At 67.9% G+C, this 25,702-nt stretch carries 26 protein-coding genes and 1 pseudogene; 6 read left to right on the top strand and 21 right to left on the bottom strand.

Going from position 1 to position 25,702, the window contains the following annotated elements:
• Positions 1-117: 117 nt before the first annotated feature.
• The 15 genes and pseudogenes from C6I20_RS17465 to dnaK all read right to left on the bottom strand — a co-directional run bounded on the left by C6I20_RS17465 (position 118) and on the right by dnaK (position 14,387).
• A complete protein-coding gene (locus tag C6I20_RS17465; protein ID WP_371682693.1) occupies positions 118-378 on the bottom strand; it encodes a zinc-binding dehydrogenase in 261 nt (86 codons plus the stop codon).
• Positions 330-716, bottom strand: a complete 387-nt coding sequence (locus tag C6I20_RS17670; RefSeq protein WP_254052183.1) for a hypothetical protein — start codon at positions 714-716, stop codon at positions 330-332. The genes C6I20_RS17465 and C6I20_RS17670 overlap by 49 nt, the downstream gene beginning before the upstream one ends.
• Before the next feature lie 54 nt (positions 717-770).
• A pseudogene (locus C6I20_RS17885) lies at positions 771-827 on the bottom strand (hypothetical protein); the annotation flags it as partial.
• Positions 824-976 carry a hypothetical protein gene (locus C6I20_RS17665; protein WP_254052182.1) on the bottom strand — a complete coding sequence of 51 codons (153 nt, stop codon included), beginning with the start codon at positions 974-976 and terminating at the stop codon, positions 824-826. The pseudogene C6I20_RS17885 and the gene C6I20_RS17665, both read right to left, overlap by 4 nt.
• A 46-nt stretch (positions 977-1,022) precedes the next feature.
• A complete protein-coding gene (locus C6I20_RS16860) occupies positions 1,023-2,183 on the bottom strand; it encodes an acyl-CoA desaturase (RefSeq protein ID WP_254052181.1) in 1,161 nt (386 codons plus the stop codon).
• 136 nt (positions 2,184-2,319) lie between these two features.
• Positions 2,320-5,706: a pyruvate carboxylase gene (locus C6I20_RS16855; RefSeq protein WP_118399082.1), complete on the bottom strand. Its 3,387-nt coding sequence runs from the start codon at positions 5,704-5,706 to the stop codon at positions 2,320-2,322.
• 99 nt (positions 5,707-5,805) lie between these two features.
• On the bottom strand, positions 5,806-6,021 hold the full coding sequence (locus C6I20_RS16850) for a hypothetical protein (protein ID WP_216822933.1): 216 nt from the start codon (positions 6,019-6,021) through the stop codon (positions 5,806-5,808).
• Positions 6,021-7,430: a glycosyltransferase family 2 protein gene (locus tag C6I20_RS16845; protein WP_216822932.1), complete on the bottom strand. Its 1,410-nt coding sequence runs from the start codon at positions 7,428-7,430 to the stop codon at positions 6,021-6,023. The genes C6I20_RS16850 and C6I20_RS16845 overlap by 1 nt, the downstream gene beginning before the upstream one ends.
• A 241-nt stretch (positions 7,431-7,671) precedes the next feature.
• Entirely contained in the window at positions 7,672-8,130 is a 459-nt protein-coding gene (locus tag C6I20_RS16840) for an RDD family protein (RefSeq protein ID WP_118398359.1), read from the bottom strand.
• Positions 8,131-8,244: 114 nt separating this feature from the next.
• On the bottom strand, positions 8,245-9,135 hold the full coding sequence (locus C6I20_RS16835; RefSeq protein ID WP_118398356.1) for a hypothetical protein: 891 nt from the start codon (positions 9,133-9,135) through the stop codon (positions 8,245-8,247).
• Positions 9,132-10,145: an SPFH domain-containing protein gene (locus C6I20_RS16830; protein WP_118398353.1), complete on the bottom strand. Its 1,014-nt coding sequence runs from the start codon at positions 10,143-10,145 to the stop codon at positions 9,132-9,134. The genes C6I20_RS16835 and C6I20_RS16830 overlap by 4 nt, the downstream gene beginning before the upstream one ends.
• A gap of 241 nt (positions 10,146-10,386) precedes the next feature.
• Positions 10,387-10,770: a heat shock protein transcriptional repressor HspR gene (locus C6I20_RS16825; protein ID WP_118398350.1), complete on the bottom strand. Its 384-nt coding sequence runs from the start codon at positions 10,768-10,770 to the stop codon at positions 10,387-10,389.
• Positions 10,770-11,894 (bottom strand): molecular chaperone DnaJ, encoded by a 1,125-nt coding sequence (gene dnaJ / locus C6I20_RS16820; protein ID WP_118398347.1) that lies wholly within the window; start codon positions 11,892-11,894, stop codon positions 10,770-10,772. Before dnaJ ends, C6I20_RS16825 begins: the two co-directional genes overlap by 1 nt.
• Before the next feature lie 40 nt (positions 11,895-11,934).
• The gene (gene grpE, locus C6I20_RS16815) at positions 11,935-12,531 is read right to left on the bottom strand and encodes a nucleotide exchange factor GrpE (RefSeq protein WP_118398344.1); all 597 of its coding nucleotides are present in this window, start codon (positions 12,529-12,531) and stop codon (positions 11,935-11,937) included.
• On the bottom strand, positions 12,528-14,387 hold the full coding sequence (gene dnaK / locus C6I20_RS16810) for a molecular chaperone DnaK (protein ID WP_118398341.1): 1,860 nt from the start codon (positions 14,385-14,387) through the stop codon (positions 12,528-12,530). Before dnaK ends, grpE begins: the two co-directional genes overlap by 4 nt.
• Positions 14,388-14,546: 159 nt before the next feature.
• On the opposite strand from dnaK, the gene C6I20_RS16805 reads away from it, so the two are divergent.
• Positions 14,547-15,038 carry a hypothetical protein gene (locus C6I20_RS16805; RefSeq protein ID WP_118398337.1) on the top strand — a complete coding sequence of 164 codons (492 nt, stop codon included), beginning with the start codon at positions 14,547-14,549 and terminating at the stop codon, positions 15,036-15,038.
• 22 nt (positions 15,039-15,060) lie between these two features.
• Complete coding sequence (locus tag C6I20_RS16800) at positions 15,061-15,642, top strand: hypothetical protein (protein ID WP_118398334.1); 582 nt, start codon at positions 15,061-15,063, stop codon at positions 15,640-15,642.
• Positions 15,643-15,708: 66 nt separating this feature from the next.
• Here C6I20_RS16800 and C6I20_RS16795 read toward each other — a convergent pair whose 3' ends face one another.
• From C6I20_RS16795 to C6I20_RS16785, 3 genes are all read right to left on the bottom strand, one after another.
• A complete protein-coding gene (locus tag C6I20_RS16795) occupies positions 15,709-17,946 on the bottom strand; it encodes an MMPL family transporter (protein ID WP_118398331.1) in 2,238 nt (745 codons plus the stop codon).
• A 31-nt stretch (positions 17,947-17,977) separates the two neighbouring features.
• Positions 17,978-18,544 carry a TetR/AcrR family transcriptional regulator gene (locus C6I20_RS16790; protein WP_216822931.1) on the bottom strand — a complete coding sequence of 189 codons (567 nt, stop codon included), beginning with the start codon at positions 18,542-18,544 and terminating at the stop codon, positions 17,978-17,980.
• 111 nt (positions 18,545-18,655) lie between these two features.
• Positions 18,656-20,116 (bottom strand): MFS transporter, encoded by a 1,461-nt coding sequence (locus C6I20_RS16785; RefSeq protein ID WP_118398328.1) that lies wholly within the window; start codon positions 20,114-20,116, stop codon positions 18,656-18,658.
• A gap of 180 nt (positions 20,117-20,296) precedes the next feature.
• On the opposite strand from C6I20_RS16785, the gene C6I20_RS16780 reads away from it, so the two are divergent.
• Together C6I20_RS16780 and C6I20_RS16775 are read left to right on the top strand one after the other, a co-directional pair.
• Positions 20,297-20,707, top strand: coding sequence for a hypothetical protein (locus tag C6I20_RS16780; RefSeq protein WP_216822930.1), 411 nt, complete (start codon positions 20,297-20,299; stop codon positions 20,705-20,707).
• A 29-nt stretch (positions 20,708-20,736) separates the two neighbouring features.
• Positions 20,737-21,411, top strand: coding sequence for a TetR/AcrR family transcriptional regulator (locus tag C6I20_RS16775; RefSeq protein WP_254052180.1), 675 nt, complete (start codon positions 20,737-20,739; stop codon positions 21,409-21,411).
• A gap of 6 nt (positions 21,412-21,417) precedes the next feature.
• Here C6I20_RS16775 and C6I20_RS16770 read toward each other — a convergent pair whose 3' ends face one another.
• On the bottom strand, positions 21,418-22,311 hold the full coding sequence (locus tag C6I20_RS16770) for a rhodanese-related sulfurtransferase (protein WP_118398325.1): 894 nt from the start codon (positions 22,309-22,311) through the stop codon (positions 21,418-21,420).
• Positions 22,312-22,355: 44 nt separating this feature from the next.
• Between C6I20_RS16770 and C6I20_RS16765 the strand changes: the two genes are divergently transcribed.
• Complete coding sequence (locus tag C6I20_RS16765) at positions 22,356-23,768, top strand: amidase (RefSeq protein ID WP_118398322.1); 1,413 nt, start codon at positions 22,356-22,358, stop codon at positions 23,766-23,768.
• A gap of 27 nt (positions 23,769-23,795) precedes the next feature.
• Here the strand turns inward: C6I20_RS16765 and map are convergent, their stop codons facing one another.
• Positions 23,796-24,563, bottom strand: coding sequence for a type I methionyl aminopeptidase (map, locus tag C6I20_RS16760; protein ID WP_118398319.1), 768 nt, complete (start codon positions 24,561-24,563; stop codon positions 23,796-23,798).
• Positions 24,560-24,934 carry a hypothetical protein gene (locus tag C6I20_RS16755; RefSeq protein WP_118398316.1) on the bottom strand — a complete coding sequence of 125 codons (375 nt, stop codon included), beginning with the start codon at positions 24,932-24,934 and terminating at the stop codon, positions 24,560-24,562. The genes map and C6I20_RS16755 overlap by 4 nt, the downstream gene beginning before the upstream one ends.
• A gap of 83 nt (positions 24,935-25,017) precedes the next feature.
• On the opposite strand from C6I20_RS16755, the gene C6I20_RS16750 reads away from it, so the two are divergent.
• Entirely contained in the window at positions 25,018-25,701 is a 684-nt protein-coding gene (locus tag C6I20_RS16750; protein ID WP_118398313.1) for an SGNH/GDSL hydrolase family protein, read from the top strand.
• The last annotated feature ends 1 nt before the right edge of the window (position 25,702 follow it).

Raw genomic sequence — 25,702 nt, 5'->3', positions numbered from 1 at the left:
GATTTGCAGCGTGCCGTCGACCGTCTCGACCGACGTCGTCCCAGAACTACACCGGCAAGTACTTCGACTCCGCCGAGGCCAAGACGTTCGCGCCCTGAGCCCGAACTGCCGCCGGGGCTAGGGCCGCAGCACGACCTTGCCGCCGGCGTGGCCGCCGTCGAGGATCCGATGCGCCTCGGCGGCCTCGGCCAGCGGCAGCACCTGGGCGACCGTGACCTCGAGGTCACCGCGGGCCACGGCGGCCAGGTCCTCTGCCAGCAGGTCGGCGCGGTTGTCGGCCGCCGAGCTGAACTCGACGCCCAGCGCATCGGCGTCGGGATCGGCGATCGTCACGACCCGGTCCGGCGATCCGACCAGGCGCACCGACTCGGGGAGCAGCCCTCGCCCTGCGGTGTCGACGACGGCATCGATCCCGGACGGAGCGAGCGTGGCGGCGCGATCGGCCCAACCGGCGTCGTACGAGATCGGCAGCGCCCCGAAGGTGCGCAGCCGATCGTGGTGCCGGGCCGATGCAGTCGCGACGACCGCCGCCCGCGGGCCACCGCCTGCTGGACCGCGAGGGCACCCACGCCGCCGCTCGCCCCGTGGATCACGACCGTGCTGCCGCGGGTCACGCCGACCGCGTCGAGCGCCCGGCGGGCCGCCTCCGTCGCCACCGGCACCGCGGCCGCGACGTCGTCGCCCAACCCGTCGGGCACTGCCGCATAGGTCGCCATCAGCGCTCGTTCCGCGTAGGCGCCGGGGCGGCCGACTGCCCAGCCCGCGACCCGGTCGCCGATCGCGACGTCCGTGACGCCTTCGCCGACCTGGTCGACAACACCCGTCAGCTCCAGACCGAGGACTGCCGGCAGGGGGTTGAGAACATCGACTCCATCGAGCCCGAGCGCACCTTGCCGTCGAACCGGTTGACCCCGATGGCGCGGACCTCGACCCGGATCTGGCCCGCGCCGGCGATGGGTTCGGGAATCTCGGCCAAGGTCAGGACCTCGGCCCACCAAACTCGGCGAACGTGGCTGCACGCATCAGGACATCACTGCTTTCGGGTCTATCGGCCGATGTGACCGGGTGCACCAACCGTACGGCGTGAGTCGCCTCTGGCTCAGGGCCGGGGCGCGCAGCTGGGCTGACAGCGGACAGTCGAACGGATCGCGGGCCCGCAGGCCGACGTTGTTGAGGTAGTCCACGACGATCGCGTACGAGTTGAACAGCCCGACCTCCATGTAGTCGATGCCCTCACGCTCACAGTGCGCGCGGACCAACGGCTGCGCCTTCTTGAGATTGCAGCGCGGCATGTTGGGGAACAGGTGGTGCTCGATCTGGTAGTTGAGGCCACCCATCGCCCAGTCGACGACGGGGTTGCCCCTGACGTTGCGCGAGACCATGACCTGACGGCGCAGGAAGTCGAGCTTCATCTCTGGCGGGATGATCGGCATGCCCTTGTGTGCCGGGGCAAAAGACGCTCCGAGGCAGAAGCCGAACACGGCCATCTGGACCGCGAAGAACGCCACCGCCTTGCCTAGCGGCAGGAACGCCAGGAGTATCGCAACGTAGGCCGCGAGCCGCGTGACGACCAGGAACAGCTCGACCCGGCGCCACGGCTGCTTGGACTGCTTGTCGCGGGCAGCCCGGATGCTTTCGGCGTGCAGATTGAGTCCCTCGAGCGTCAGCAGCGGAAAGAACAGCCAGCCCTGCCGCTGCACGAACCAGCCGGCGAAGCCGGTCGTGCGCTGGGCGACAATGCCGGGGGTGAACGCGATCGCACCTGGACCGATATCGGGATCGTAGCCCTCGAGGTTCGGCGCCTTGTGGTGCATGTTGTGCTTGCTCCGCCACCACGCGAAGCTCAGCCCCGCGAAGGCGCCGGCGAGGATGCGGGCGGTCCAGGAGTTCCACGCCGACGACGTGAACATCTGCCGGTGAGCCGCGTCGTGGCCGAGGAACCCGAACTGCGTCACGATCACGCCGAGCGCACCCGCGAGGATCAGCTGGAACCACGAGTTGCCGAGCAGGAAGAAGCCCACCCAGATCGCGAAGAACGCCGCGACGTGGACGCCGATCTGCCACCAGTAGTAGCCGCGCCGTCGCTCCAGGAGGCCGGCTTCCTTGACGTCCTGCACCAGGTCGGTGAAATGGCTGACGTAACGGTTTTGGGAGTCGGAGTCGATCCGGGTTTCCTGTGTCACCTGCCCCGCCTTTCGGGCTGCTCGACCACGAGCCGTCAGAGCTGGCCGCCACAACTGACTACGCCTCTTCATCGTCACACGGGAGGGGCCCACCCGCGCCATGAGAATCCTGTGAAGACCAGGAGAACGTGGTGCGCTACTCGGTGCCCAGGACCAGCAGGAGGTCGCCGCCCTCGGCCTGGCTGGTGTGGGTGATGAGGAGTCTGGTCACGGTGCCGGCGGTCGGGGCGGTGATCGAGGCTTCCATCTTCATGGCCTCGATCGTCGCGACGGTCTGACCGGCCTCGACGGTGTCTCCCTCGGTGACCGTGGCGTGCACGACGCCGGCGAACGGGACCGCGAGGTGTTGTGGGTTGGTGGTGTCGGCCTTCTCGGCCGTCGCGATCTTGGAGTCGACCGAGCGGTCGCGGACCTCGGTCGGGCGGAGCTGTCCATTGATCGTGCCCAGCACGTTGCGGATGCCACGTTCGTCGGCGTCACCGATGGCCTCGACGCCGAACAGCAGGAGGTTGCCCTCGGACACCTCGACCTCGGTCTCGTCGCCGCCACGTAGTCCGTAGAGGAACGCTCCGGTCGGCACGGCCGACAGGTCGCCGAACTCGTGGTGTGCCTTGTCGAAGTCCTGGGTCGGGCCGGGGAACAGCAACCGGTTCAGGGTGTGGCGGCGATCGGTGGCCAGTCCTTCACGGTCGGCATCGGTCAGCTCGGTGACGGCGGGGTTGGTGGTGCGACCCTGCAGCGCCTTGGTGCGGAACGGCTCGGGCCAGCCGCCGGGCGGGTCGCCCAGCTCGCCGGACAAGAAGCCGATAACCGAGGCCGGGATGTCGAACGAGGCCGGGTCGTTGGCGAATGCGGTCGGGTCGGCACCGACCGCGACCAGGTGCAGTGCCAGGTCTCCCACGACCTTGGATGATGGGGTCACCTTGACGACGTTGCCCAAGATGTCGTTGGCCGCGGCGTACATGTCCTCGATCTGCTCGAACTTCTCACCCAGGCCCAGCGCGATGGCCTGCTGACGCAGGTTGGACAGCTGACCGCCGGGGATCTCATGGCGATAGACCCGGCCGGTCGGCGCCGGCAGCCCGGACTCGAACGGCGCGTAGAGGCGGCGGGTCGCCTCCCAATAGGGTTCGAGCGCGTTGACCGCATCGATGTCCAGTCCGGTTTCGCGAGCGCTGTGGTTGGTGGCGGCGACCAGCGCCGACATCGGCGGCTGGGACGTCGTGCCGGCCAACGCGGCGCTGGCCACATCAACGGCATCGACCCCGGCCTGGATCGCCGCGACCAGCGTCGCGAGCTGGCCGCCGGCGGTGTCATGGGTGTGCAGGTGGACCGGCAGGTCGAACCGCTCACGCAACGCCATCACCAGGGTCCGCGCGGCCGGTGCGCGCAGCAACCCGGCCATGTCCTTGATCGCCAGCACATGGGCGCCGGCGGCAACGATCCGGTCGGCGAGCTGGAGGTAGTAGTCCAGCGTGTAGAGCTTCTCATCAGGATCGTGCAGATCGCCGGTGTAGCACAACGCGACCTCCGCGACGGCGGTCCCCGTCGCGCGCACCGCCTCGATCGCCGGACGCATCTGCTCGACGTCGTTGAGGGCGTCGAAGATCCGGAAGATGTCGATCCCGGTCGCCGCGGCCTCGGCCACGAACGCATCGGTGACCTCGACCGGGTACGGGGTGTAGCCCACGGTGTTGCGGCCACGCAGCAACATCTGCAAACAGATGTTCGGCGCCGCCTGACGCATCGCGGCCAGCCGGTCCCACGGATCCTCCTTGAGGAACCGCAACGCCACGTCATACGTCGCACCACCCCACGCCTCGATGCTCAACAGCTGCGGCGTCGTGCGCGCCACATACGGCGCAACGCCCACCAGGTCCCGGGTGCGGACCCGCGTCGCCAACAACGACTGATGCGCGTCACGGAACGTCGTGTCAGTGACGCCGACGCTCTCACGCTGCCGCAGCGCCGCCGCGAAACCCTCCGGCCCAAGCTCGGCCAGCAGCTGACGCGAACCGTCCGGCGGCGGCACCGACAAATCAACCTCGGGCAGCTTGCTCCGCGGGTCGATCAGCGTCGGCGCGGCCCCATGCGGCTTGTTGACCGTCACATCGGCCAGCCACGACAAGATCTTGCCGGCCGGGTCCGACGCACCATGGGCCTGCAGCAACGCCGGATGCCCCTCGATGAACGTCGTCGTCACCCGACCCGCACGGAAGTCCGCGTCAGCCAGCAGACCCTGGAGGAACCCGATGTTGGTCGATACGCCACCAACATGGAACTCCTCCAGTGCCCGCTCCGCCCGGGTCACCGCGGCCTCGAAATCACGCCCCCGACACGTCAGCTTGGTCAACATCGAATCAAAATGCGCACCAATGACCGCGCCCGTGTAGGTCGTGCCACCATCCAGGCGCACACCCGGGCCGCCCGGCGACCGGTACGACGTGATGGTCCCGGTATCAGGGCGAAAGTCGTTCGACGGGTCCTCGGTCGTGATCCGGCACTGCAACGCAAAACCGCGCGCCTTGATCGCCGACTGGTCAGCCAGGTCCAGATCGGCCAGCGTCGCGCCCGCAGCGATGCGCATCTGCGCCTGCACCAGATCGACGTTGGTGACCTCCTCGGTCACGGTGTGCTCAACCTGGATTCGCGGGTTCATCTCGATGAACACATAGCGGCCGTCAGGACCCAGCAGGAACTCCACCGTCCCGGCGCACGAGTAGCCGATCGACCGGGCGAACTTCACCGCATCGGCGCACATCGCCTTGCGGACATCACGATCAAGGTTCGGCGCCGGTGCGATCTCCACCACCTTCTGGTGCCGACGCTGCACCGAGCAGTCACGCTCCCGCAGGTGCACCACACCGCCGACCGAGTCGGCCAGCACCTGCACCTCGATGTGCCGCGCGTCGACCACAGCCTCCTCGATGAAGCACGTCGGGTCACCGAACGCACCATCGGCCTCACGCATCGCGGCCTCGACCGACTCACGCAACCTCACCGGATCATCCACCCGGCGCATGCCTCGCCCACCACCACCGGCCACGGCCTTGACGAACAACGGATACGTCAACACACCACTGGCCTCGACCAGCACGTCCACGTCAGCCGATGGTTCGACCGACTTCAACGTCGGCACACCAGCAGCCCTGGCCGCAGCGATCGCCGACGCCTTGTTACCCGTCAGCTCCAAGACCTCCCTGGCAGGCCCAACAAACGTGATCCCGGCCCGCTCACACGCCTCCGCCAAATCAGGGTTCTCCGACAAGAACCCATAGCCCGGATAAATCGCATCAGCACCACACCGCACCGCAGCATCCACAATCGCCACAGGATCCAAATACGCACGCACCGGATGACCACGCTCACCAATCTCATACGCCTCATCCGCACGAACCCGATGCTCCGACCCACGATCCTCGTGCGGGAACACCGCAACCGTCGACGCCCCCAACTCATGGGCAGCACGAATCGCACGAATCGCGATCTCACCACGATTGGCGACAAGAATCTTCTGGAACAACGGGATCATCCTTGCTCGGCGGAAGCGTCGTCCCAACCTATCGCCCCCGGGCCCCACCCCCATCGCGAGGTGACCCTCATGTTTCCCGGCAGGCCGGAGTCAGTCGCCGGAGCGGTGCGGGTGGATGCTCCGCGTGCGGGCACGGCGTTGACCCGAGTTCACCCAGTCACTGAGGTAGAACTTCGGGAGCATCTTGGCCACTGCGAGCGCCACGTACATCACGGTGTTGATCGCGACGAACGCCGCAAGCACCGCAAACAGGTCGGTGTGAACCGTCGACTCCGACAGGAGCGCTCCGTGCGGAAGCATCGTCATCACGACTCCACCGGCGACGGTTCATTGGCGGCACGGATCGCGTTCTCGTGGCCCCAGCTGGCCTGGCGCGCGAAGGAGATGTCCAGGACACCCTTGATGTAGACCGCGTTGAGGAACATCGCGAAGAACAGCTCCGGGAACAACACCACGCCTAGCAGCCGCGCCCGCCAGCCACCCCGCCAGACCGACACGACGCGCTCGAGCACGAAGACCAAGCCGATGCCGATCCAGAACGGGAACCAGATCCAGGTGTCCAGTGCCACGGCCATCGTCACGATCAGGACGAAGTATCCCAGCAGGGCGATGACGCCGTAGCCGATGCCGAGCTGCTGGGCCCAGTAACGGAAGGTCTGCCGGGTGACTCCGTAGGCACCCAGGTTGTCGAGCGCTCCACGCTGCCAGCGGAGTCGCTGGACCCACAGGGCCTTCCACGTCGGCATGATCTCGGTGACCACGGTGCAGTCCTGGGGCGAGATCATCAGGCCCCCCAACGATTTGATCGCGATCGTGACCTCGTTGTCCTCGGTGAGCGCCGCGGTGTCGTAGACGTCGCCGGGGGTGCCCGGGATCGTCGTCCCGCGGCTCTCGGCAATCGTGCGCAGCGCACGGGGGCGGAACATCGATGCCGTCCCGGTCAGGACGAATACCTGCCCACGCCGACGCTTCATGTCCCGTGCGTACCGGATGTACTCGTTGCGCTGGAACTGACCGAGCAGGCCGTGGCCCTCATCGCCGTAGAACAGGCCACCGACCGCCATCAGTGCGCGGTCGTTGGTCATCCGCGTGACGGCTGCCTGGAGGAATCCGTCGTCGAGAGTCGTGTCGGCGTCCATGACCATCACGACGTCGTTGTCACCCAGGGCGGGCAGCAACCGCGCGAGCGCCTGGTTGAGGGCACCGGCCTTCTTGTGCCGGTTGGCGATGGACTCGACGACCTCGACACCGGCCGACCGGGCGATTTCGATCGTCCCGTCGGTGCAGTTGTCGGCCACCACGATGATGCGCTCGGGGCTGTGGTCCTGGGACTGCAGCGAAGCGATCGTGGCGGCGATCAGGTCTTCCTCGTTGTGAGCAGGGATCAGCACCGTGATCGTGACGGGGCCGGCCCAGATGCCCTCGGTCTCGTCCATCACGATCTTGGGCGCCAACGGCATCGTCGACGGCTGGTACGAGCGTCGCGCGCGGTCGGCGATCCGGCGCTCCAGCAGGGCGAGCCCGGCAGCGAAGAGCACGGCCAGCGCCGCAGCCGCGACGATGATCCGCAGCGACGGGGCCTCGTTGTCGTAGAGCACCCGCCAGGCACCGAATAGCAGACCCTCCTGGGGAGCATCGTCCTGGCGGGGCTCACCCATTGCGAGCACGAACCACAGCAGTGCGGCGGCCCCCAGCGCCGATCCGAGGATCAGCACTCCGACCGCTCGTTGAAATCGCCCCATCGCTCCCAGTCACTCCCTTGAGGCGGCACAACGCCGCAGCCAGACCGATGTCGACCTGCAGCAGCAGCGACCGACATCGAGGATCTCCCGTCCCTCCCTCAGGATACGGCCCGTGGCGGTCACGGCCGACTGAAACGGTCGACCACTGGTTGCCTCAGACGTCGAAGCGCCCCGGCTCCTCTCGGAACCGGGGCGCTTCGTGGTGCCGGTCGGGTCAGACCTTGTACACGCGCGTCGACATGACCATGTCGGCGAACGTGCGCTTCTCCTTGTCCCACAGCGGCCACAGGTAGCCGATCATGCACGGGATGCCGTCGAGGATGTGGGCGAGCTGACGCGCGAACGTCAGTCCGGGGCCGATCGGCTCGGTCGTGCCCGCCTTGAAGACGCCGATGCCGAGCGCCTTCTTGCCGATCGTCTGGCCGGTGCGACCCTGGCCGAGCAGCCAGTTGTAGACGAACCAGCCGATCGCGCCGGCGAAGTAGATCACGGCGGGGAACCCGGAGAGGGACATCGAGAAGCCGGCATCGGTCGTCTCGTTGTTGCCGAACAGCAGCGTGAGGACGATCAGGAGCGCGATGATCGGGGCCGCGTCCAGGAAGTAGGCACCCACCCGGGCACCCCATCCTCCGAAGGCCTGGGCCGTGGGCGGTGCTCCATACTGCTCGGTCATGGGTTGCGCTCCTGGTGCTGGATGGCGAGGTCGCGAGACCCCGCACGGCGGAGTTGCGCCGCACTGGAGTCTCCCAGAGCAGACGGCCCAGCGCGGCCGAAATCACATTCTGCGTCAGCGGACGAGGCGGAGCCGGCTCGCAGATCGACCGATCGTCAGCCGCTGTCCCCATGAAAGCGACATCGCATCGGCCTCGATGCCGTCACCGAAGCAGACCAACCGGTCGGACTCGACCGAGACGACCAGGGAGTGCGTGTCGGCGATGATCCCCTCCGTGCAGCTCGTGCCGGTCGCAGGCGATGGCCAGGCCTCCCGCACGAACCAGCACAGCTCGGGCGACGTCGGGAGCGGAAGCGGGAGGTCGCTGCGCCGCTCCTGCCAGGCTGATCGCAGCCAGCCGGTCGCACCCGTCCCGGTGCCGGCGAGGATGCCAGATGAAGAGTGCCGCTCCTGACGTTCCCCGGTCTGGATGACGTAGCGCGCCGACTGGTGCGTCGGGTGCCCGATGAACAACTCGTTGAGCGCCCGCAGCGCCTGACCGTCGTCGGTCACCGCCTCGACCATCGTGCGCTCCTCGATCACTGCGGCGCCGCGCGCGTAGGCGACCAGGACGACGCCCGCGGCTTCCGGGGCATGGGGCACGAGGACCCCGGGGTTCCACTGCGGTTCGGGATTGACGCCCACGACAGGCTGGCCCGCGAGGTACTTCGCGACATTGGCCACCAGACCGTCCTGGCCTACCGCGACGACGACGTCCTCAGGACCGAAGACAAAGCGGTCCAGATCGGTGCGCTCGACCTCGGCCCGCCGCCACTGGACCGGAACGCCCGCCGAGACCTCGGCCATCGCGGCATCCAGTGCCGCGTGCCGTTGCTGCACGTCCGCGATCTTGCGTCCTCGTTGGGCGAGGTAGAACTCGGCCTGGCCGTGAGTTCCGTGTCGGCCGATCAGGTCGTCGTACTCCGACCGTCGGTGCACGACGACGGCGCGAGGCCGCAGGCTCACTCCGCCACCGACTCCTGACCGTCACCCAGGCGATCGAGCAGCGGCCCGAACAGCTCCGGCGTGATGCTCAGGTGCGTGATGGGCGGGACGTTCGCGGCGAGCTCACGCAGCGCCAGTGCCAACACCTTGTCCTGGCCGATGTCGCCGTACGCCGCGAACTTCGCGGTCTCGGCCGTGGCGTCCGCCTCACCGAGCTCGCGAGTGCGGTCGGCATCGGCTTTGGCGATCAGGCCCTGCCGCTCGGCTCGAGCGGTCGTGGCGATCTTGTCGGCCTCGGCCTGCTCGCTGGCTCGCTTGCGCTCGTTCTGGCCGCGCTGCACCACGAGCTCCTCCTCGCGACGCGCGAGCGCGATCTGGTTCTGCAGCTCGTTCTCGGCGATCGCCCGTTCGTTCTCGACGGCGACTGCGCGCCGCTCGAACGTGGCCCGATCGGCCTCCTGCTGCACCTGCTCGCGCGTCGGCGTCTGGAGCGCACGCTCGAGATCGGCCTCTGCGCGGATCGCGACGACCCGTACGTCGGTGACCGAGAGGCCACGCTCGACCAGGCGCTCATCGTCGGCGAGCTGCTCGGCTACTCGCTGGCGTACCGGACCGATGCCGTGGGCGAGGGCCTCGGCGAGCGAGATGCCGGCGAGATACTCCAGCGCCGGCTGTTGCGCGAGCTCGGTCAGGAGTCCACCCAACCGCTCGAGCGGTCGCGCGTTCCACTGGCCGGTGCGCGGATGGATGCCGAAATCGATCCGGGTGGCCGCGATGGCCGGATCCGACACTCGATAGGTCACGGTCGCCTGGACCGAGACCATCTGGAAGTCCGCAGTACGCGCCTGGAACATCAGCGCCTGCTCGCGGTCGTCAAGCGGCACCTCGGCGAGCGCCGCGGTGCTCGGCCGGAACCAGAACGAGACGCCAGCACCCGAGCGCTTGACCCTGCCTGCCTTGAGCTGCAGCACGAACGAGGTGGGGTCCGATCGTAGGTGGTTGACGAACGGGCGCTTCGAGATTTCTGCCATGCGGTCCTCCGAGATGGGTGCGTTGTGCACATTGTGCCGGGCCGGTCACTGGTGACGTCGGGCGGCGGAGACTGATCCGCGCTGATCTAGTCCGTGACGACCCGCGCCGAACTCACGACGTCCGCGAATGTCCGCGCTTCTGGGTCCCGGAGCGGCCTCGCGTAGCCGATCGAGCGCGGCAGCGCAGCAAGGACGTGGCACAGCTGACCGGGGCAGAGCACGCGCGCCCCCGGTCTCGTGCTCAGCGTCCTGGCCGCTTGGTCCAGATCGTCACGTGCTGCGCCGCGAACGGCACGGGCAGGTTCTGCACCTGGCCGGCCTGGACCAGCTCGGCCTGCAGCTCGGCGACCCGCGCACGCAGCGCCAGGACCTGATTCTCCAGGTCGATGACCCGGCGGACGCCTTCCAGACCCAGCCCTTCGGCGGTGAGCCGCGCGACGGTCCGGAGCAGCTCGATGTCGTGCAACGAGTAGCGGCGCCCGCCGCCACCGCTGCGGCCCGGCGCGACGAGACCCAGCCGGTCGTACGTGCGCAGGGTCTGCGGATGCAGTCCGGACAGCTCGGCCGCGACGCTGATCACGAAGACCTTCGCCTCCGGCCCGGGCGGGCTGAACGGGACCGACATCACGTCACGGCCTCGAACAGGTCGTCGCGTGGCGATGCAGCGCCTCGGGAGTCGCGCAACGTCTCGAACGCAGCCTTGGCCTCGTCGGACAGCTCGGCCGGCACCTGGACGTCGACCGTCACGAGCAGATCGCCGCGACCTCCGGCCTTCGTCGCCGCACCCTTGCCGCCGGCACGGAACGTCCGGCCGTTGGGAGTGCCCGCCGGGATCTTGAGGCGGACTGGAGGACCGTCGAGTGTTGGCACCTGGATCTGTGCGCCGAGCGCAAGCTCGTCGAACGCCACCGGCACCGTGATCGTGAGGTTGTCGCCCTTGCGGCCGAACAACCGGTGCGGCGCGACGTGCACGACGAGGAACAGGTCGCCCGCCGGACCTCCCGCGTCACCCTTGCCGCCCTTGCCCTTGAGCCGGATGCGCTGGCCATCCTTGACACCGGCCGGGACCCGGACGTTGAGCGTGCGGCTCGAGGGCGCGCGCCCGGAGCCACGGCACACCTCGCACGGGTGCTCGACGATCAGCCCGCGTCCGCGGCACTGGTCACACGGCTCGGTCATCGCGAAGACTCCGCCAGCGGCGCCGGTCTGCATGCCGCTGCCCTGGCACTTGGAGCACACCTTCGGCACCGTGCCCGGCTTCGCTCCCGTGCCGTGGCAGTTGCCGCAGGCCTCGTCGCTGGTCATCCGCAACGGCAGGGTTGCGCCCTCGACGGCCTGCTGGAAGGTTATCGATGCCTCGGTCTCGAGGTCGTCACCCTTGCGGGGTTGGGGCTGACGCTGACGCGCCCGTCCCCGGCCCCCACCGAACAGGCCGCCGAGCAGGTCGCTGACATCGAAGTCGGCCTGCGAACCGCCCTGCGGGCGGTAGCCCGTATTGCCGCCCCGGAACTGCCCGAACATCGAGCGCTGCTCGTCGTACTCCTTGCGCTTGTCCTTCGACGACAGCACGGCGTACGCCTCCGAGACGCCCTTGAAGCGATCCTCGGCGGCGTTGTTGCCGGGGTTCGAGTCAGGGTGGTTCTCGCGTGCGAGCTTGCGGTATGCCTTCTTGATCTCGTCCTGTGTCGCATCCTTCTTGACACCGAGAACCTTGTAGAAGTCCTTGGTCGCCCAGTCACTCGCAGCCATCGCTCACCCCTCCTCTCACCTTGTTCGTCGTGTTCATGAACTACTCGTCCGGAGACTCGTCCGTCAGGACGGCTTCCGTTTCTGGCGCAGCGGCCTCGGTGGCGGGGTCGACCACGCCGACCGTCGCGGCCCGCAGGATCCGCTCGCCCACCCGATAGCCCGTACGCATCACGGTGTCGACCGTCGTGGTGTCCACCTCGGCCGACTCGCCGGCGTGGAACACCGCCTCGTGCAGCGACGGATCGAACACTTCGCCCTTGGCGCCGAACGCCTCGAGCTTGTGCTTGCCGACCGCCTGCTGCAGCGCATCCGCGACGGCCTTGAAACCACCCTGGAGCTCACCGTGGTCGGCGGCTCGGGAGATGTCGTCGAGCACCATCAGCATCGACTGCAGCACGGCAGCCTCACCCTGGGCGCGCACGAGCTCGCGGTCACGATCGACCCGCCGCTTGTAGTTGACGTACTCCGCCTGCAGACGCTGCAGGTCGGCCGTGCGCTCGGCAAGCTGCGCCTCGAGCGTGGGCTCGGCCGGAGCGCCGGCTGACTGAGTCTCCTCAGTCAACTCGGCCAGCTCCTCGTCGAGCCCGTCACTCGGGTCGGACTCCTGCCGGCCCTGGTCGGGGTCGGCGGGCGTCACTTGGACTCGCCCTCGGCGGGCTCGTCGTCGACGATCTCGGCGTCGACGACATCGCCGTCGTCATCGGCTGCGTCCGTCGGCGCGCCAGCCTCGCCACCGGCAGCCTCGGCCTCAGCAGCAGCGGCGGCATACATCGCCTCACCCATCTTCGAGCTGGACTCGCCGAGCTTGGTCACGGCAGCCTGAACGGCCTCCGCGTCTTCACCCTTGAGCGCCTCGTTGAGGGCGTCGAGGTCGGCCTGCACCTCGGTCTTGACCTCGTCACCGACCTTGTCGCCGTTCTCCGCGAGGAACTTCTCGGTGGAGTGGGACAGCGACTCGGCCTGGTTGCGGGTCTCGACCTGCTCACGCCGCTTGCGGTCGTCCTCGGCGTACTGCTCGGCATCCTTGACCATCTTGTCGATGTCGTCCTTGGACAGCGCCGAGCCGCCGGTGATCGTCATCGACTGCTCCTTGCCGGTGCCACGGTCCTTGGCGGACACGTTGACGATGCCGTTTGCGTCGATGTCGAACGTGACCTCGATCTGCGGCACGCCGCGCGGCGCCGGCGGCAGGCCGGTGAGCTCGAACGTCGCCAGCAGCTGGTTGCCCGACGCCATCTCGCGCTCGCCCTGGTAGACCTGGATCGCGACGGACGGCTGGTTGTCGTCGGCCGTCGTGAAGACCTCGGACCGCTTGGTCGGGATCGTGGTGTTGCGCTCGATGAGCTTGGTCATGACGCCGCCCTTGGTCTCGATGCCGAGGCTCAGGGGGGTGACGTCGAGCAGGAGCACGTCCTTGACCTCGCCCTTCAGGACGCCGGCCTGCAGGCTCGCGCCGATCGCGACGACCTCGTCAGGGTTGACGCCCTTGTTGGGCTCGCGGCCGCCGGTCAGGCTCTTGACGAGCTCGGAGACGGCAGGCATGCGGGTCGATCCGCCGACCATGACGATGTGATCGATCGCGCTGAGCTCAACGCCCGCGTCCTTGATCACGCTGTTGAACGGCGCCTTGGTGCGCTCGAGCAGGTCATGCGTGATCTTCTCGAACTCCGAGCGGGTCAGCGTCTCGTCGAGGAACACGGGGTTCTTGTCCGAGTCGACGGTGATGTACGGCAGGTTGATCGAGGTGGACGACGAGCTGGAGAGCTCGACCTTGGCGCGCTCGGCGGCCTCACGGACACGCGGCATCGCCATCTTGTCCTTGGTCAGGTCCAGACCGGTCGTGCTCTTGAACCGCGCAACGATCCACTCGACGACCTTCTCGTCCCAGTCGTCACCACCGAGGTGGTTGTCTCCGCTGGTGGCCTTGACCTCGATGACGCCGTCGCCGATCTCCAGCAGGGACACGTCGAACGTGCCGCCGCCGAGGTCGAAGACGAGGATCGTCTGGTCGTCACCCTTGTCCAGGCCGTACGCCAGTGCGGCAGCGGTCGGCTCGTTGATGATGCGGCTGACGTTGAGGCCTGCGATCTCGCCGGCCTCCTTGGTCGCCTGGCGCTGGTGGTCGTTGAAGTACGCCGGGACGGTGATGACCGCGTCCGTGACGGGCTCACCGAGGTAGGCCTCGGCATCGCGCTTGAGCTTCTGCAGGATGAACGCCGAGATCTGCTGCGGGTTGAACGTCTTGTCGTCGATCTCGGTCGACCAGTCGGTGCCGATGTGGCGCTTGACCGAACGGATCGTGCGATCGACGTTGGTCACGCCCTGACGCTTGGCGACCTCGCCGGCGAGGACCTCGCCATCCTTGGCGAATGCGACGACCGACGGAGTCGTCCGTGCGCCCTCGGCGTTTGCGATGACGGTGGGCTCGCCACCTTCGAGTACGGCGACGACCGAGTTGGTCGTGCCCAGGTCAATTCCGACCGCTCTGGCCATGGTGTTTCCTCCTGCTGTTGGGTGCTGTTGGGGACATCAAGAATGGGTGTCAAATGACTTGAGTCTGATGTTATCAACTTCCCCCAACCCTGTTTCATTCCGGGTCCCGACACAAATGTCACGGATGCCGTGCACCTCGCTGGGGCCTACTGTGTCGGCATGCGCCACGATTCCGAGGACCGGTCCGATTCCCTGACCCGTGCGGCCCACGAGCTCGTGACGGAGACCGCCTCGCACCAGATCTCCCGCGAGATCGCCCACCTCGCCGAGATCAACGTCGACAGCCACGGCGTGCACGCGGTCTCTCCCCCGGCTGGATATCGGGCTCCGGAGTCGGGTGTCATCACGACTCACGTCCTCGCACGCTCCCGCGACGTCCCGGAGGCAACCGTCGAGACCCGTGTCGCGGTATGGATCGCAGAGCCCGGCACCGAGTCGTCGACGGTCCTGCTGACCCGCGCCGACAGCGACCGCACTCTCGAGCTCGCCGCCGAGGACCTCGTGCCCGAGCCCAGCACCCATGGCCGGGGCCAGGTCAACGACTTCGTCGCAGTGATCATCGCCCACATGGTTTCCGAGCTGAGCTCGGAGATGCAGCGCGTCCACGCGCGGGAGTCCACCGCGGATGTTGCCGAGTACGACGGGCCCTGAGCACCGCTGTAGGTTCTGCGCCATGCGCTCTCCCCTTCACATCGCGGCCCTGGTCGTCGCCCTCAGCCTCACCCTGACCGCCTGCGGCGGACCTGACGACGATGCGAAGGACGGCAACCCGTCAACCTCGACGGCCAGCGCCGATGTCGCCGGCGGCGAAAAGTTCTCGACCGACGACTTCACCTACACCGCTCCCCAGGGGTGGAAGGACAGCAGCGCAAACGTCAATGACAGCGTGCTGTCGCTCGCTGTCGACTCCACCGACACTGACGGCTTCAGTGACAACGTCAACGTCGTCGGCGAGAACTCGATCGTCGACATCGCCGACATCGACGATGTGGCGGAGGCCGCCCAGCAGAGCCTCACCTTGGCCAATACGACCGATGTCCAGGTCCATGACCCGATCGAGATCGACGGCGAGCAGGCCGCCCACGTCGGCGCGATCTTCGATCAGAACGGCACCGAGTACCGCACCGAGCAGTACTTCGTGAGGCACGGCGATGCCGGATTCGTCATCACGTTCTCGTTCAGCAAGGATGTCCCGGACGCCAAGCGCGACAAGCTCAGCGAGTCGGTCCTCGCCACGTGGGTCTGGACCAACTGACGCACCAAGCCTCCTGGGCTTGTCGAAGCTCCTTCGACAAGCCCAGGAGGCTGGTGCAGGTCGATCTCAGCCGACGAGGACCTTCTCGCGCTCGGCCTCGACTGTGCGGGCCGTCAGCGACTCGCCCTCGATGTCGAGGTTGGGCAGCAACCGGTCGAGCCAGCGCGGCAGCCACCACATGCGGTCGCCCAGCAGCGCCATGAACGCGGGCACCAGGGTCATGCGGACCAGGAACGCGTCCGCGAGGATGCCGATCGCGAGCCCGAATCCGATCGACTTGATCGTCACGTCGTCGCCCAGCGCAAAGGCAGCGAACACACCGATCATGATCATCGCCGCAGCCGTCACGACCCGAGCGCCGTACTGGAAGCCCAGCACGACCGACTCGTGGGCCGAGGCGCCGTGCACGTACTCCTCCCGCATGCGCGAGACCAGGAAGACCTCGTAGTCCATCGCCAGCCCGAACAGGATTCCGGTCAGCAACAACGGCAGCATGAACAGGACCGGACCGGACTTGTCGATGCCGATCAGCTCGGAGAACCAGCCCCACTGGAAGACCGCGACGGTGGCGCCCAGCGAGACGCCCACCGAGAGCAGGAATCCGAGGACCGCCTTGAGCGGCACGAGTACCGAACGGAACACGATCATCAGCAGCAGGAATGCGAATCCCACGACGACCAGGAGGTACTTCGGGAAGGCCGAGGCCAGGCTCTCGGAGATGTCGACCCCGAGCGCCGTCTGCCCCGTCACCAGGACGTCGGCCCCGGAGGTCTGCGTCCCGCCCGCCACCTGCCTGATGTCATCGACCAGATCCTGCGTCGCGGCATCGGACGGACCGCTCTTGGGCAGGACAGTGATCAGGGCGTACTGCCCCTCGGCGAGCTGGTCCTGGTACGCCGTGACGGCGTCGGCGTCGCTCGGGTCGGGAGCCGGTGAGACGACCGCTGCGACGTCCTCCTTGATCGTCTCGATCTTGGTGACCACCGCGGCGACTGCCGACTCGGGGTCGCTCACACCCTTGGTGTCGACCACGACGAGCAGCGGGCCGTTCGTGCCCGCACCGAAGTTCTCGGCGATCAGGTCGTAGGCGACCCGGGGGCCACTGCCCTGCGAGGCGGTGCCGTCGTCGGGCAGGGCGAGCTGCATCGAGGCGACCGGGATCGCGGCGACTCCGGCGACGACCAGTCCTGCGACGAACGTGACGACCTTGTGCTTGGTGACCAGGTCGGCCCAGCGGCGTCCGTTGGTGCGCTTGCCGTCCCGGGCCTCGGGGTCGCGCGCCTTGAGGAACGGCAGCTTGCCCGACGCGATGCGCCTACCGGCGAAGCCGAACAGCGCGGGAAGCATCGTCAGGGCGATCAGCACCGCGACGGCGACGGTCCCGGCAGCAGCCAGACCCATTTCGGTGAGGAAGGAGATGTTGACGACCGAGAGCCCGGCGAGCGCGATGATGACCGTCATGCCCGCGAACACCACGGCAGAACCGGCGGTGCCGACGGCGCGACCAGCCGCTTCCTCGTGCGGCTTGCCGCCCTGCACCTCGTGCCGGTAGCGCGACACGATGAACAACGCGTAGTCGATACCGACGGCGAGTCCCAGCATCGTGGCGAGGACCGGGGTCGTGGACCCGAGGTTGATGAATCCGGTGAGGGTCGTGATCGTCGTGACGCCGATACCGACGCCGATCAGCGCGGTCAGCAGGGGCATACCCGCGACCAGCAGCGAGCCGAAGGTGATGATCAGGACGACGATCGCGACGAGGACACCGAGGCCCTCGGCCGCGCCTGTCTCGGGCACCTCCTGCACTGCGTCGCCGCCGATCGCGACGGTCAGCCCTGCTTCCTCCGCCGGCTCGGCGGAGCCCTCCAGAGCGGTGCGGTCGGCGTCGGTGAGCTCAATCGAGGTCTTGGAGTAGGACACCGTCGCATATGCCGTGCGGCCGTCCTTGGAGACGGTCCCCATCGTGAACGGGTCGCTCGCGGCGACGACGTTGGCCGAGTCGATCGAGTCCAGCGAGGCCGTGACGGCCTGCTTGTTGTCGGCAGCCGTGAGCTTCTGACCCTCGGGCGCCTGGTAGACGATCCGCGCTGTGGCACCGTCCGGCGCCGCATCGGGCGTCCGTGCCTTGATCAGGTCGAAAGCCTCAGTGGACTCGATGCCGGGAAGGCTGAACTGGTCGGACGTCTTGCCCGACAGGGTCGTCGACGCGACGCCCATGAGCAGGAGCAGACCGACCCAGAACGTGACGACGATGCGGCGGTGACGGAACGACCAGCGTCCGAGGCGATAGAGGTGCCAAGCCATGGGGATTCTCCTAGGAAGATGTGGTGCGGTGTCAGTGGATGCCGAGGGCCGGCAGGACAACGGCCTCGTAGTAGGCGGTGATGTAGGCGCTGTCGGGCGTGGACTCGCCCAGCACGGGGCTCAGGACGAACGGCGCCATGAACAGCAGGTCGGCGAAGGCCAGTGCAGGGCAGTGCGGCGCGATCTCGCCCCGGTCGACGGCCCGCTTCAGCATCGTGCCGATGCGCTCGCGGCCCGGATCGATGATCTGGGTGCGGACCGCCTCGGCGAGCTCGGGGTCCTGTTTCATGGCGTGCATGATCGCGGTGACCATCTCGGCCTCGGCCTCGTCGCCTCCGGGCGCATCGGCCAGACTGGCCAGCAGGTCGCCGCGCAGCGAACCGGTGTCCGGGAGCTCCTCGGGGTGGCCCGCGGTGCACTTCAGCGCCTCGACGACCAGCCCGGTCTTGCCGCCCCACTGCCGGTAGAGCGTCGCCTTGCTGGACCGCGTCGCCTCGGCAATCTGGTCCATCGTGAGCTTGTCGAAGCCACGCTCGACGACGAGCCTCAGCGTTCCCGCGTACAGCTCGGCCAACCGGCCCTCGGTCAGACGACTCACGCTGTCTCCTCATGTACGAAACTGTTTCGTTTCGATATTAGGACACTCCTCCACCTGGTCCAAGCTGACGCTGGATGACCTCCGTCACACGAGTCGGCGCACCTACGCCACCTACTCCGCAGTGAGCGGCTTCGCGATGTTCTCCAGCGACTGGCCCTCGGCCTTGACCCCCAGGAAGATCGCGACAACCCCCGCGCCGATCATCAGGGCCGCGCCGACGAAGTAGCCCAGCGCGATCTGGGTGATGTCTTTGTCGGCCGTCGCATTGTCAATCAGCCGACCGAACAGGAGCGGACCAGCGATGCCGCCGATCGCGGTGCCGACGGCGTAGAAGAAGGCGATGCACAGCGCGCGGGTCTCCATCGGGAAGACCTCGCTCGCGGTCAGGTAGGCGGCGCTCGCGCCGGCGGAAGCGAAAAAGAAAATCACCGCGCCGAACACCGTCAAGGTCATCGCGGTCAGGCTGCCCAACGACATCCCAGCGGCGGCCAGCAGGACCCCGGAGAGGATGTAGGTGCCCGCGATCATCGGGACCCGGCCGACCTTGTCGAACAGCGGACCGAGGGCGATCGCACCGATGAAGTTGCTGGCCGCAAAAGCGGCGATGTACCAGCCGGTCTGCTTGACCCCGAGGAACGTCGAGAGGGTGTCGCCGTACGTGAAGAAGAAGGCGTTGTAGAGGAACGCCTGGCCCGCGAACAGCGAGAGGCACAGCACCGTGCGCTTGGGGTACAGCGCGAAGACCGTGTGCGCGATCGTCGTGAAGGGGATGGTCTTGCGCTGGCGGATTGTGAGCGTCTCGTCGACGGGGTCGAGAGTGAGTTGATTCTCTTCCTCGATGCTCCGCTCGATCTCCTTGACGATCCGCTCACCCTCGTCGTCGCGACCGTGGATGAAGAGCCAGCGCGGGCTCTCCGGCACGTTCTTGCGCACCCACAGGACGGCGAAGCCGAGGATCGCGCCCAGGCCGAAGGCGAATCGCCAGCCGATGCCTTGGTCGATCAGCTGGGGATCGGTCAGCGGGATCGTCAGCAGCGCTCCGGCCATCGCGCCGACCCAGAACGAGCCGTTGATCGCGATGTCGATCCGCCCGCGGTACTTCGCCGGGATCAGCTCGTCGATCGCGGAGTTGATCGCGGCGTACTCTCCACCGATGCCTGTGCCGGTGATGAAACGACAGACGAAATACCACATCGGGTTCATCGAGAACGCAGTCAGCACGGTGCCGCCGAGATAGACCAGCAGCGTGATCATGAACAGCTTCTTGCGGCCGAACCGGTCGGTCAGCTGACCGAAGAACAGCGCTCCCAGACAGGCCCCGGTCACGTACACCGCACCGGCCATACCAATGTCGGAGCTGGATAGGCCGAGCCCGGTGTCGCTGTCCTTGAGGACGCTGGACAGGTTGCCGACGATCGTCACCTCCAGGCCGTCGAGGATCCAGACCGTGCCGAGCCCGATCACGATCAGCCAGTGCCACCTGGCCCAGGGCAACCGGTCCAGTCGAGCTGGGATGTCCGTCGTGATGCGGCCGATCTCGGGCCCTGATGCTGGCTTCTCGCTGGTCGACATGTGTCAGGCCATACCCCTGCGAGGCCAGTCCCAATCCTTGGTGGGCCGCTGAGGTGCCGCGAGTTTGCACAGCCGGCCGAGCACGCCTCAGAACCCTGCTGCAATACCTAATTGAACATGTTCACTTCTTCCGGTAGTGTCCCGTACACGAGTTGAACACGTTCAAGACTGGAGCACATCATGACCTGGACCGTCGCGGCCTATCTCGCCTACCTCCTGACCACCGTCCCGCTCACGATCTGGGTCGCGTCGACGCTGTCGCGCAATGGACGGGTCTTCCTTGCCGACGTCTTTCGCGGCGAGGAGGGCCTCGCCGACGCCGTCAACCGGTTGCTCGTGGTCGGCTTCTACCTGATCAACCTCGGATTCGTGACGCTCTACCTCCGCGGTGGCGGCGAGGTCGCTGACCTGCCCGGGCTGCTCGAGCGGCTCAGCGTCAAGATCGGCACGGTGCTGCTGGTCCTCGGAGTTCTCCACTTCGTCAACGTCCTGACCTTCTCGTCGATGCGTCGCCGCGCCCACGCCGACGCCCGCCACCAGGCCATGCCGCCGTACCCGTACTCGCAGTACCCGGCGCAGCCCCAGCGTTGACCCATCCGGCGGAGACTAGATTGATCACCGTGCCCGACACCCCAGCCCGCTCGACCAAGGCCGAGCAGACCAGACAGTCGATCATCGACTCGGCGATGCGTCTGTTCGCCTCGGCCGGCTACGACGGCACCACGATGCGGGCCATCGCGGAGGAGGCCGGCGTCTCGGTCGGCAACGCCTACTACTACTTCTCCGGTAAGGAACAGCTGATCCAGGCGTACTACGACCAGATCCAGGCGGTCCACGCCGTGGCGGCCGAGGTGCCGCTCGCCGGTCAGGCCGACTTCACCGAGCGGCTGCGGGGCGTCCTGCTGGCCTGGATCGACGTCGCCGAGCCGTACCACGGGTTCGCTGGCTCGTTCTTCAAGAACGCCGCCGAGCCCAGCAGCCCACTGTCACCGTTCAGCGATGACTCGACTGCGGCGCGCGAGGCCGCGATCGAGCTGCACCGCCGGGTCCTCGACGGCTCCGATCTCAAACTTGCCAAGACGCTGCGCGCCGATCTGCCGGAACTGTTGTGGCTGCTCCAGATGGGGATCGTGCTGTTCTGGGTGCACGACACCAGCACGGGTCAGCAGCGCACCCGCGACCTTGTCGAGCACTGCGTGCCGATCATCGACCGGATGCTGCGTCTGACCCGGGTGCCGGGCGTGCGTGGTGTCGTTGACGATGTCGTCGGCCTGATCGCGATGATCCGGCCCTGAGCCGGGTCAGCGGGCGACTGCGTGCCGGGGGGACCGGTCGTCCCGCAGCTCGCAGGTCTGGCACCTGATCATCTGCCGGACGCACGACACGTCCCCGCAGTCGGCCACGTGGTTCGTCGCGGCCGCACAGGCATCGCAGGTGCCGACAAGGGCGGTGTGGTCGGAGAAGTCCATCGTGATGCGATCGTCGAAGACATAGAGCGAGCCCTCCCAGAGTCCGTCGTCGCCGTACGCCTCGCCGTACGTCGCGATGCCGCCGTCGAGCTGGTAGAGCTCGCGGAAGCCGCGCTTGCGCATCAGCGGGGTCAGCACCTCGCAGCGGATCCCGCCGGTGCAGTAGGTCACGACGGGCTGGTCCTTGAGGTGATCGTAGGCGCCGCTGTCGAGCGCCGCGATGAACTCACGCGTCGTCTCGACCGGCGGCCTGACCGCGCCGGCGAAGTGTCCGATCGCCGACTCGACCTGGTTGCGGCCGTCGAAGAACACGACGTCCTTGGACTCCACCAGTGCGTGCAGCTCGGCGGGGCTCAGGTGCGTGCCACCTCCCACAACACCGCTATCGCCGATCTCGAGCTCGTCCGGCGCGCCGAACGTCACCAGCTCGTCGCGCACCCTGACGCTCAGTCGCGGGAAGTCGGCGGTCGTGCCGTCATCCAGCGCCCGACCCTGGCTCCACTTGAAGTCGATCTCCTTGAACGGGGCATAGGCCCGCGTGCCCCGCACGTATTTCTTGAGCTGCACGACGTCGCCGCCGAGCGTCGCGTTGATGCCGTCCTTGGAGATGATGATGCGGCCACGCACGCCGAGCGAGTCGCACAGGGTGTGCTGCCACAGCCGAATCGCCTCGGGATCGGCCAGCGGCGAGAAGCCGTAGAACAGCAGGACTTTGGGGGGGGCCACGGATAGATTCTAGGCGCCAGTGCAAGGGCGCCTAGGCTCGGTGCATGACTCAGCTGCACCACCTCGACGCCGTGGACCAGGCCGCCGCACTCCAGAGCCGGGAGGTCTCCTCGGTCGAACTCGTGCAGCACCATCTCGATCGGATCGTCCACCACGCCGACGCCCTCGGTGCGTTCATCACGGTGACTGCCGAGCTGGCCCTGGAGCGGGCAGCGGAGGCCGACCGCTGCCTCGCCGCCGGCGACGCAGCGACGTTCACTGGCGTCCCGACCGCGTTCAAGGATTTGACCTTCACGGCGGCCACACCGACCTCGATGGGCTCGAGGGTCATGCGCGGGTTCGTGCCGCCGGCCAACGCGTACGTCGTGGACCTGGTGGAGAAGGCCGGCTTCATCAGCCTTGGCAAGACCAACACCCCCGAGTTCGGCCTGTCGTCGTACACCGACAACGACCTCATCGGGCCGGCCCGCACGCCATGGGACACGAGCCGCAATGCCGGGGGCTCCAGCGGTGGGGCCGCTGCCGCCGTCGCCGCTGGGCTCGTGCCGCTCGCGCAGGGCAGCGACGGCGGTGGATCGATCCGCATCCCGGCCAGCGCGTGCGGAATCTTCGGCTTCAAGCCCAGCCGGGGGCGGGTCAGTGCCGGACCGCTGGGCTCGGACTGGAGCGGGCTGGCCGGCGACGGCCCGCTTGCGCGCAGCGTCCGTGATGCTGCCGCGCTCCTCGACGCCATCGCGCACCCCATGCCCGGCGATGTGCGCCCCCTCCCAGCCCCACCCGTCCCGTACGCCGAGTGGGTAGGCCGACCGCCCGGCCGACTGCGCATCGCCCGATGGTCCGCGACACATCTCGAAGGCATCGCGCCCGGCCCGGACGCGATTGCCGCGTGGGAGTCCGCCAGTGCACTGCTGGAGTCGCTCGGGCACGACGTCGTCGACATCGCCAATCCCTTCCCGCAGGCCCTGGAGCCGCAGTTCAACGTCATCTGGTCCAGCGGGATCGCCGGCGCCCTGATTCCGCCGGAGTCCGATCGGCTGCTGCGGCCCAACACCCGCTACTGGCGTGAGCGTGGCCGGCCGGCGAGCGCCGTCGAGCTCTCGCAGGCCCTGCAGTTCCTCGAGCTCACGACCCGGCAGGTCGTGACGGACCTGCAGGCGTACGACGCGATTCTCACCCCGACGTTGGCGCTGCCGCCGCAGCCGGTCGAGTGGTTCAACGAATCCGGCGACCCGGCGGAGGACCACCACCGCGAGCTGTTGTTCACGCCCTACACGGCGCTCTACAACATGAGCGGGCAACCAGCCGCCAGCCTGCCGTTGCACTGGTCGGCCGAGGGCCTGCCGATCGGCGTCATGCTGGCCGGGCTGCCGGGCCAGGACGGCCCACTGTTCAGCCTGTGCGCGCAGGTCGAGGCGGCCGCACCGTGGCACGACCGCCGCCCGCCCGGCTTCGCCTGAGCGCTACCGGGCCGTCAGAACGATGACTCAGTCGCGCGCGGTCATGACGATCGGGTCGCCCTCGGTGATCGCGATGGTGTGCTCGACGTGGGCGCCGCGCGAGCCGTCCGCGCTGCGGATCGTCCAGCCGTCGTCGTCCATCCGGATCTCGTCGGTCGTGTGCAGGAACCACGGCTCGATCGCGATGACGAGGCCCGGCTTGAGCGGGAAGCCGCGGCCGGCCTTGCCGTCATTGGGGATGTGCGGGTCTCCGTGCATCGTCCGGCCGACTCCGTGCCCGCCGAACTGCGTGTTGACCTTGAGGCCGTGCGAACGACCGACTGCTCCGATCGCTGCGGAGATGTCGCCGACCTTGTTGCCGGGGCGGGCCACCGCGATGGCGGCGTCGAGCGCCTCCTGCGCATGGGCGACGAGGCGGACGTCCTCCTCGCGCGGAGTCCCGACCGGGACAGTCACCGCGGAGTCGCAGACCCAGCCGTCGACCGACACGGCGAAGTCGAAGCTCACGAGATCGCCGTCGCGGAGCTTGTACTTGTGCGGCAGGCCGTGCAGGACGGCATCGTTGACCGATGTGCACAGGACCTTGCCGAATGGCATCGCGCCGAAGGACGGGTGGTAGTCGATGTAGCAGGACTCGGCGCCGCGCTCGCGGATCATCCGGTGCGCAAGCGCATCGAGCTCCAGCAGGTCGACGCCGACGTCGGCAGCCTCGGACAGCGCCGTCAGCACCGAGGCGACGAACTTGCCGGCGGGTCGCATCTCGTCGACCTGGGTAGTGGTGAGGAGCTCGATCATGGGTTCGGCCTTCCGTTCTGAGCGAGTGTGACCTGCCCGAGCACGACTGCGGCGACCAGCGCCGCGGTCCCGAGCGTCGCGACGGGGGTGCTCGCGAACACCCGATCACCCGTGGCCGAGATAGCTGTCGACGCGAGGCAGGCGCCGCCGAGCAGGGCCGTCAACATCCCGGCGAGGCTCACGGCCGTCGACTTGGTCGACCAGGCCTGGTAGAGCGTCACGGCGATGATCACGGCGCCCGCCACAGCGATGACACGCAGCGGCGTGCGCAGCGACGACACGTCCGGATCGATGACGATGGCCAGCACGTACGCAATGACGACGAGGGCCTCCCCGGTCACCAGGACCGCGAACCTTCGGGGGTGCTGCACAGGTGGTTCCTCTCTCGACAAGTTCACGGTTCAGCGTACGGGTTCGACCAGCGACGTCTGGCAGCCCCTGATTCACTGGAGGGGTGCCTGAGACATCGTTCGACTACTCCAACCTGAGTGGGCGACCCGTCGGTCCGGCGATCTCCTTCGCCGGGCGGTTCCTTCGCGGCGTGCGCGAGGTGCAGACCCAGGTCGAGCCGTACGCCCACGAGTGGGAGCGACACAACCAAGCCGCTGCCGCTGCGGCCGGCCCGTTGTGGGTCGTGCTGGGGGACTCGATGGCGCAGAGCATCGGTGCCAGCGCCTATGACCGAGGGTGGGCTGGCCAGCTCGCCGCGACCCTGCCCGATCACCGGCTGGTCAACCTTTCGGTCTCCGGCGGACGCGTTGCGGACCTGCTCGAGCGGCAGCTGCCCGCGATGGAGTCACTGGGGGTGGAGCCCGACCTGGTCACGGTGGTCATCGGGAGCAACGACCTGTTCAGCCGGCGGTGGCGCGCGGGTCTGCCCGGACGACTTGCCGAGCTCCTGCCCCGGTTGCCGCTCGGCGCGATCGTCGCGACCCAACCCGGTGGGCGCCCCGGCTCCCTGCAGTTCAACCGGCAGCTCGACGAGGCTGCCGCTGAGGGAAGCATCCGGCTCGCCGAGTTCCGCACTCCCCTGATGCGCAGCTGGAAGGGACGCCTGTCGGCCGACCACTTCCACCCCAACGACCTCGGCTACGCCGGCATGGCCCAGATCCTGGCCTCTGCCGTGTCATCCCGCTGAG

It is taken from the genome of Aeromicrobium sp. A1-2 (assembly GCF_003443875.1).
In the GTDB taxonomy this organism is placed as follows: Bacteria; Actinomycetota; Actinomycetes; order Propionibacteriales; family Nocardioidaceae; genus Aeromicrobium.
The sequence above is the reverse complement of the archived record's forward strand: the minus strand, read 5'-3'. Positions and strand labels throughout refer to the sequence as shown.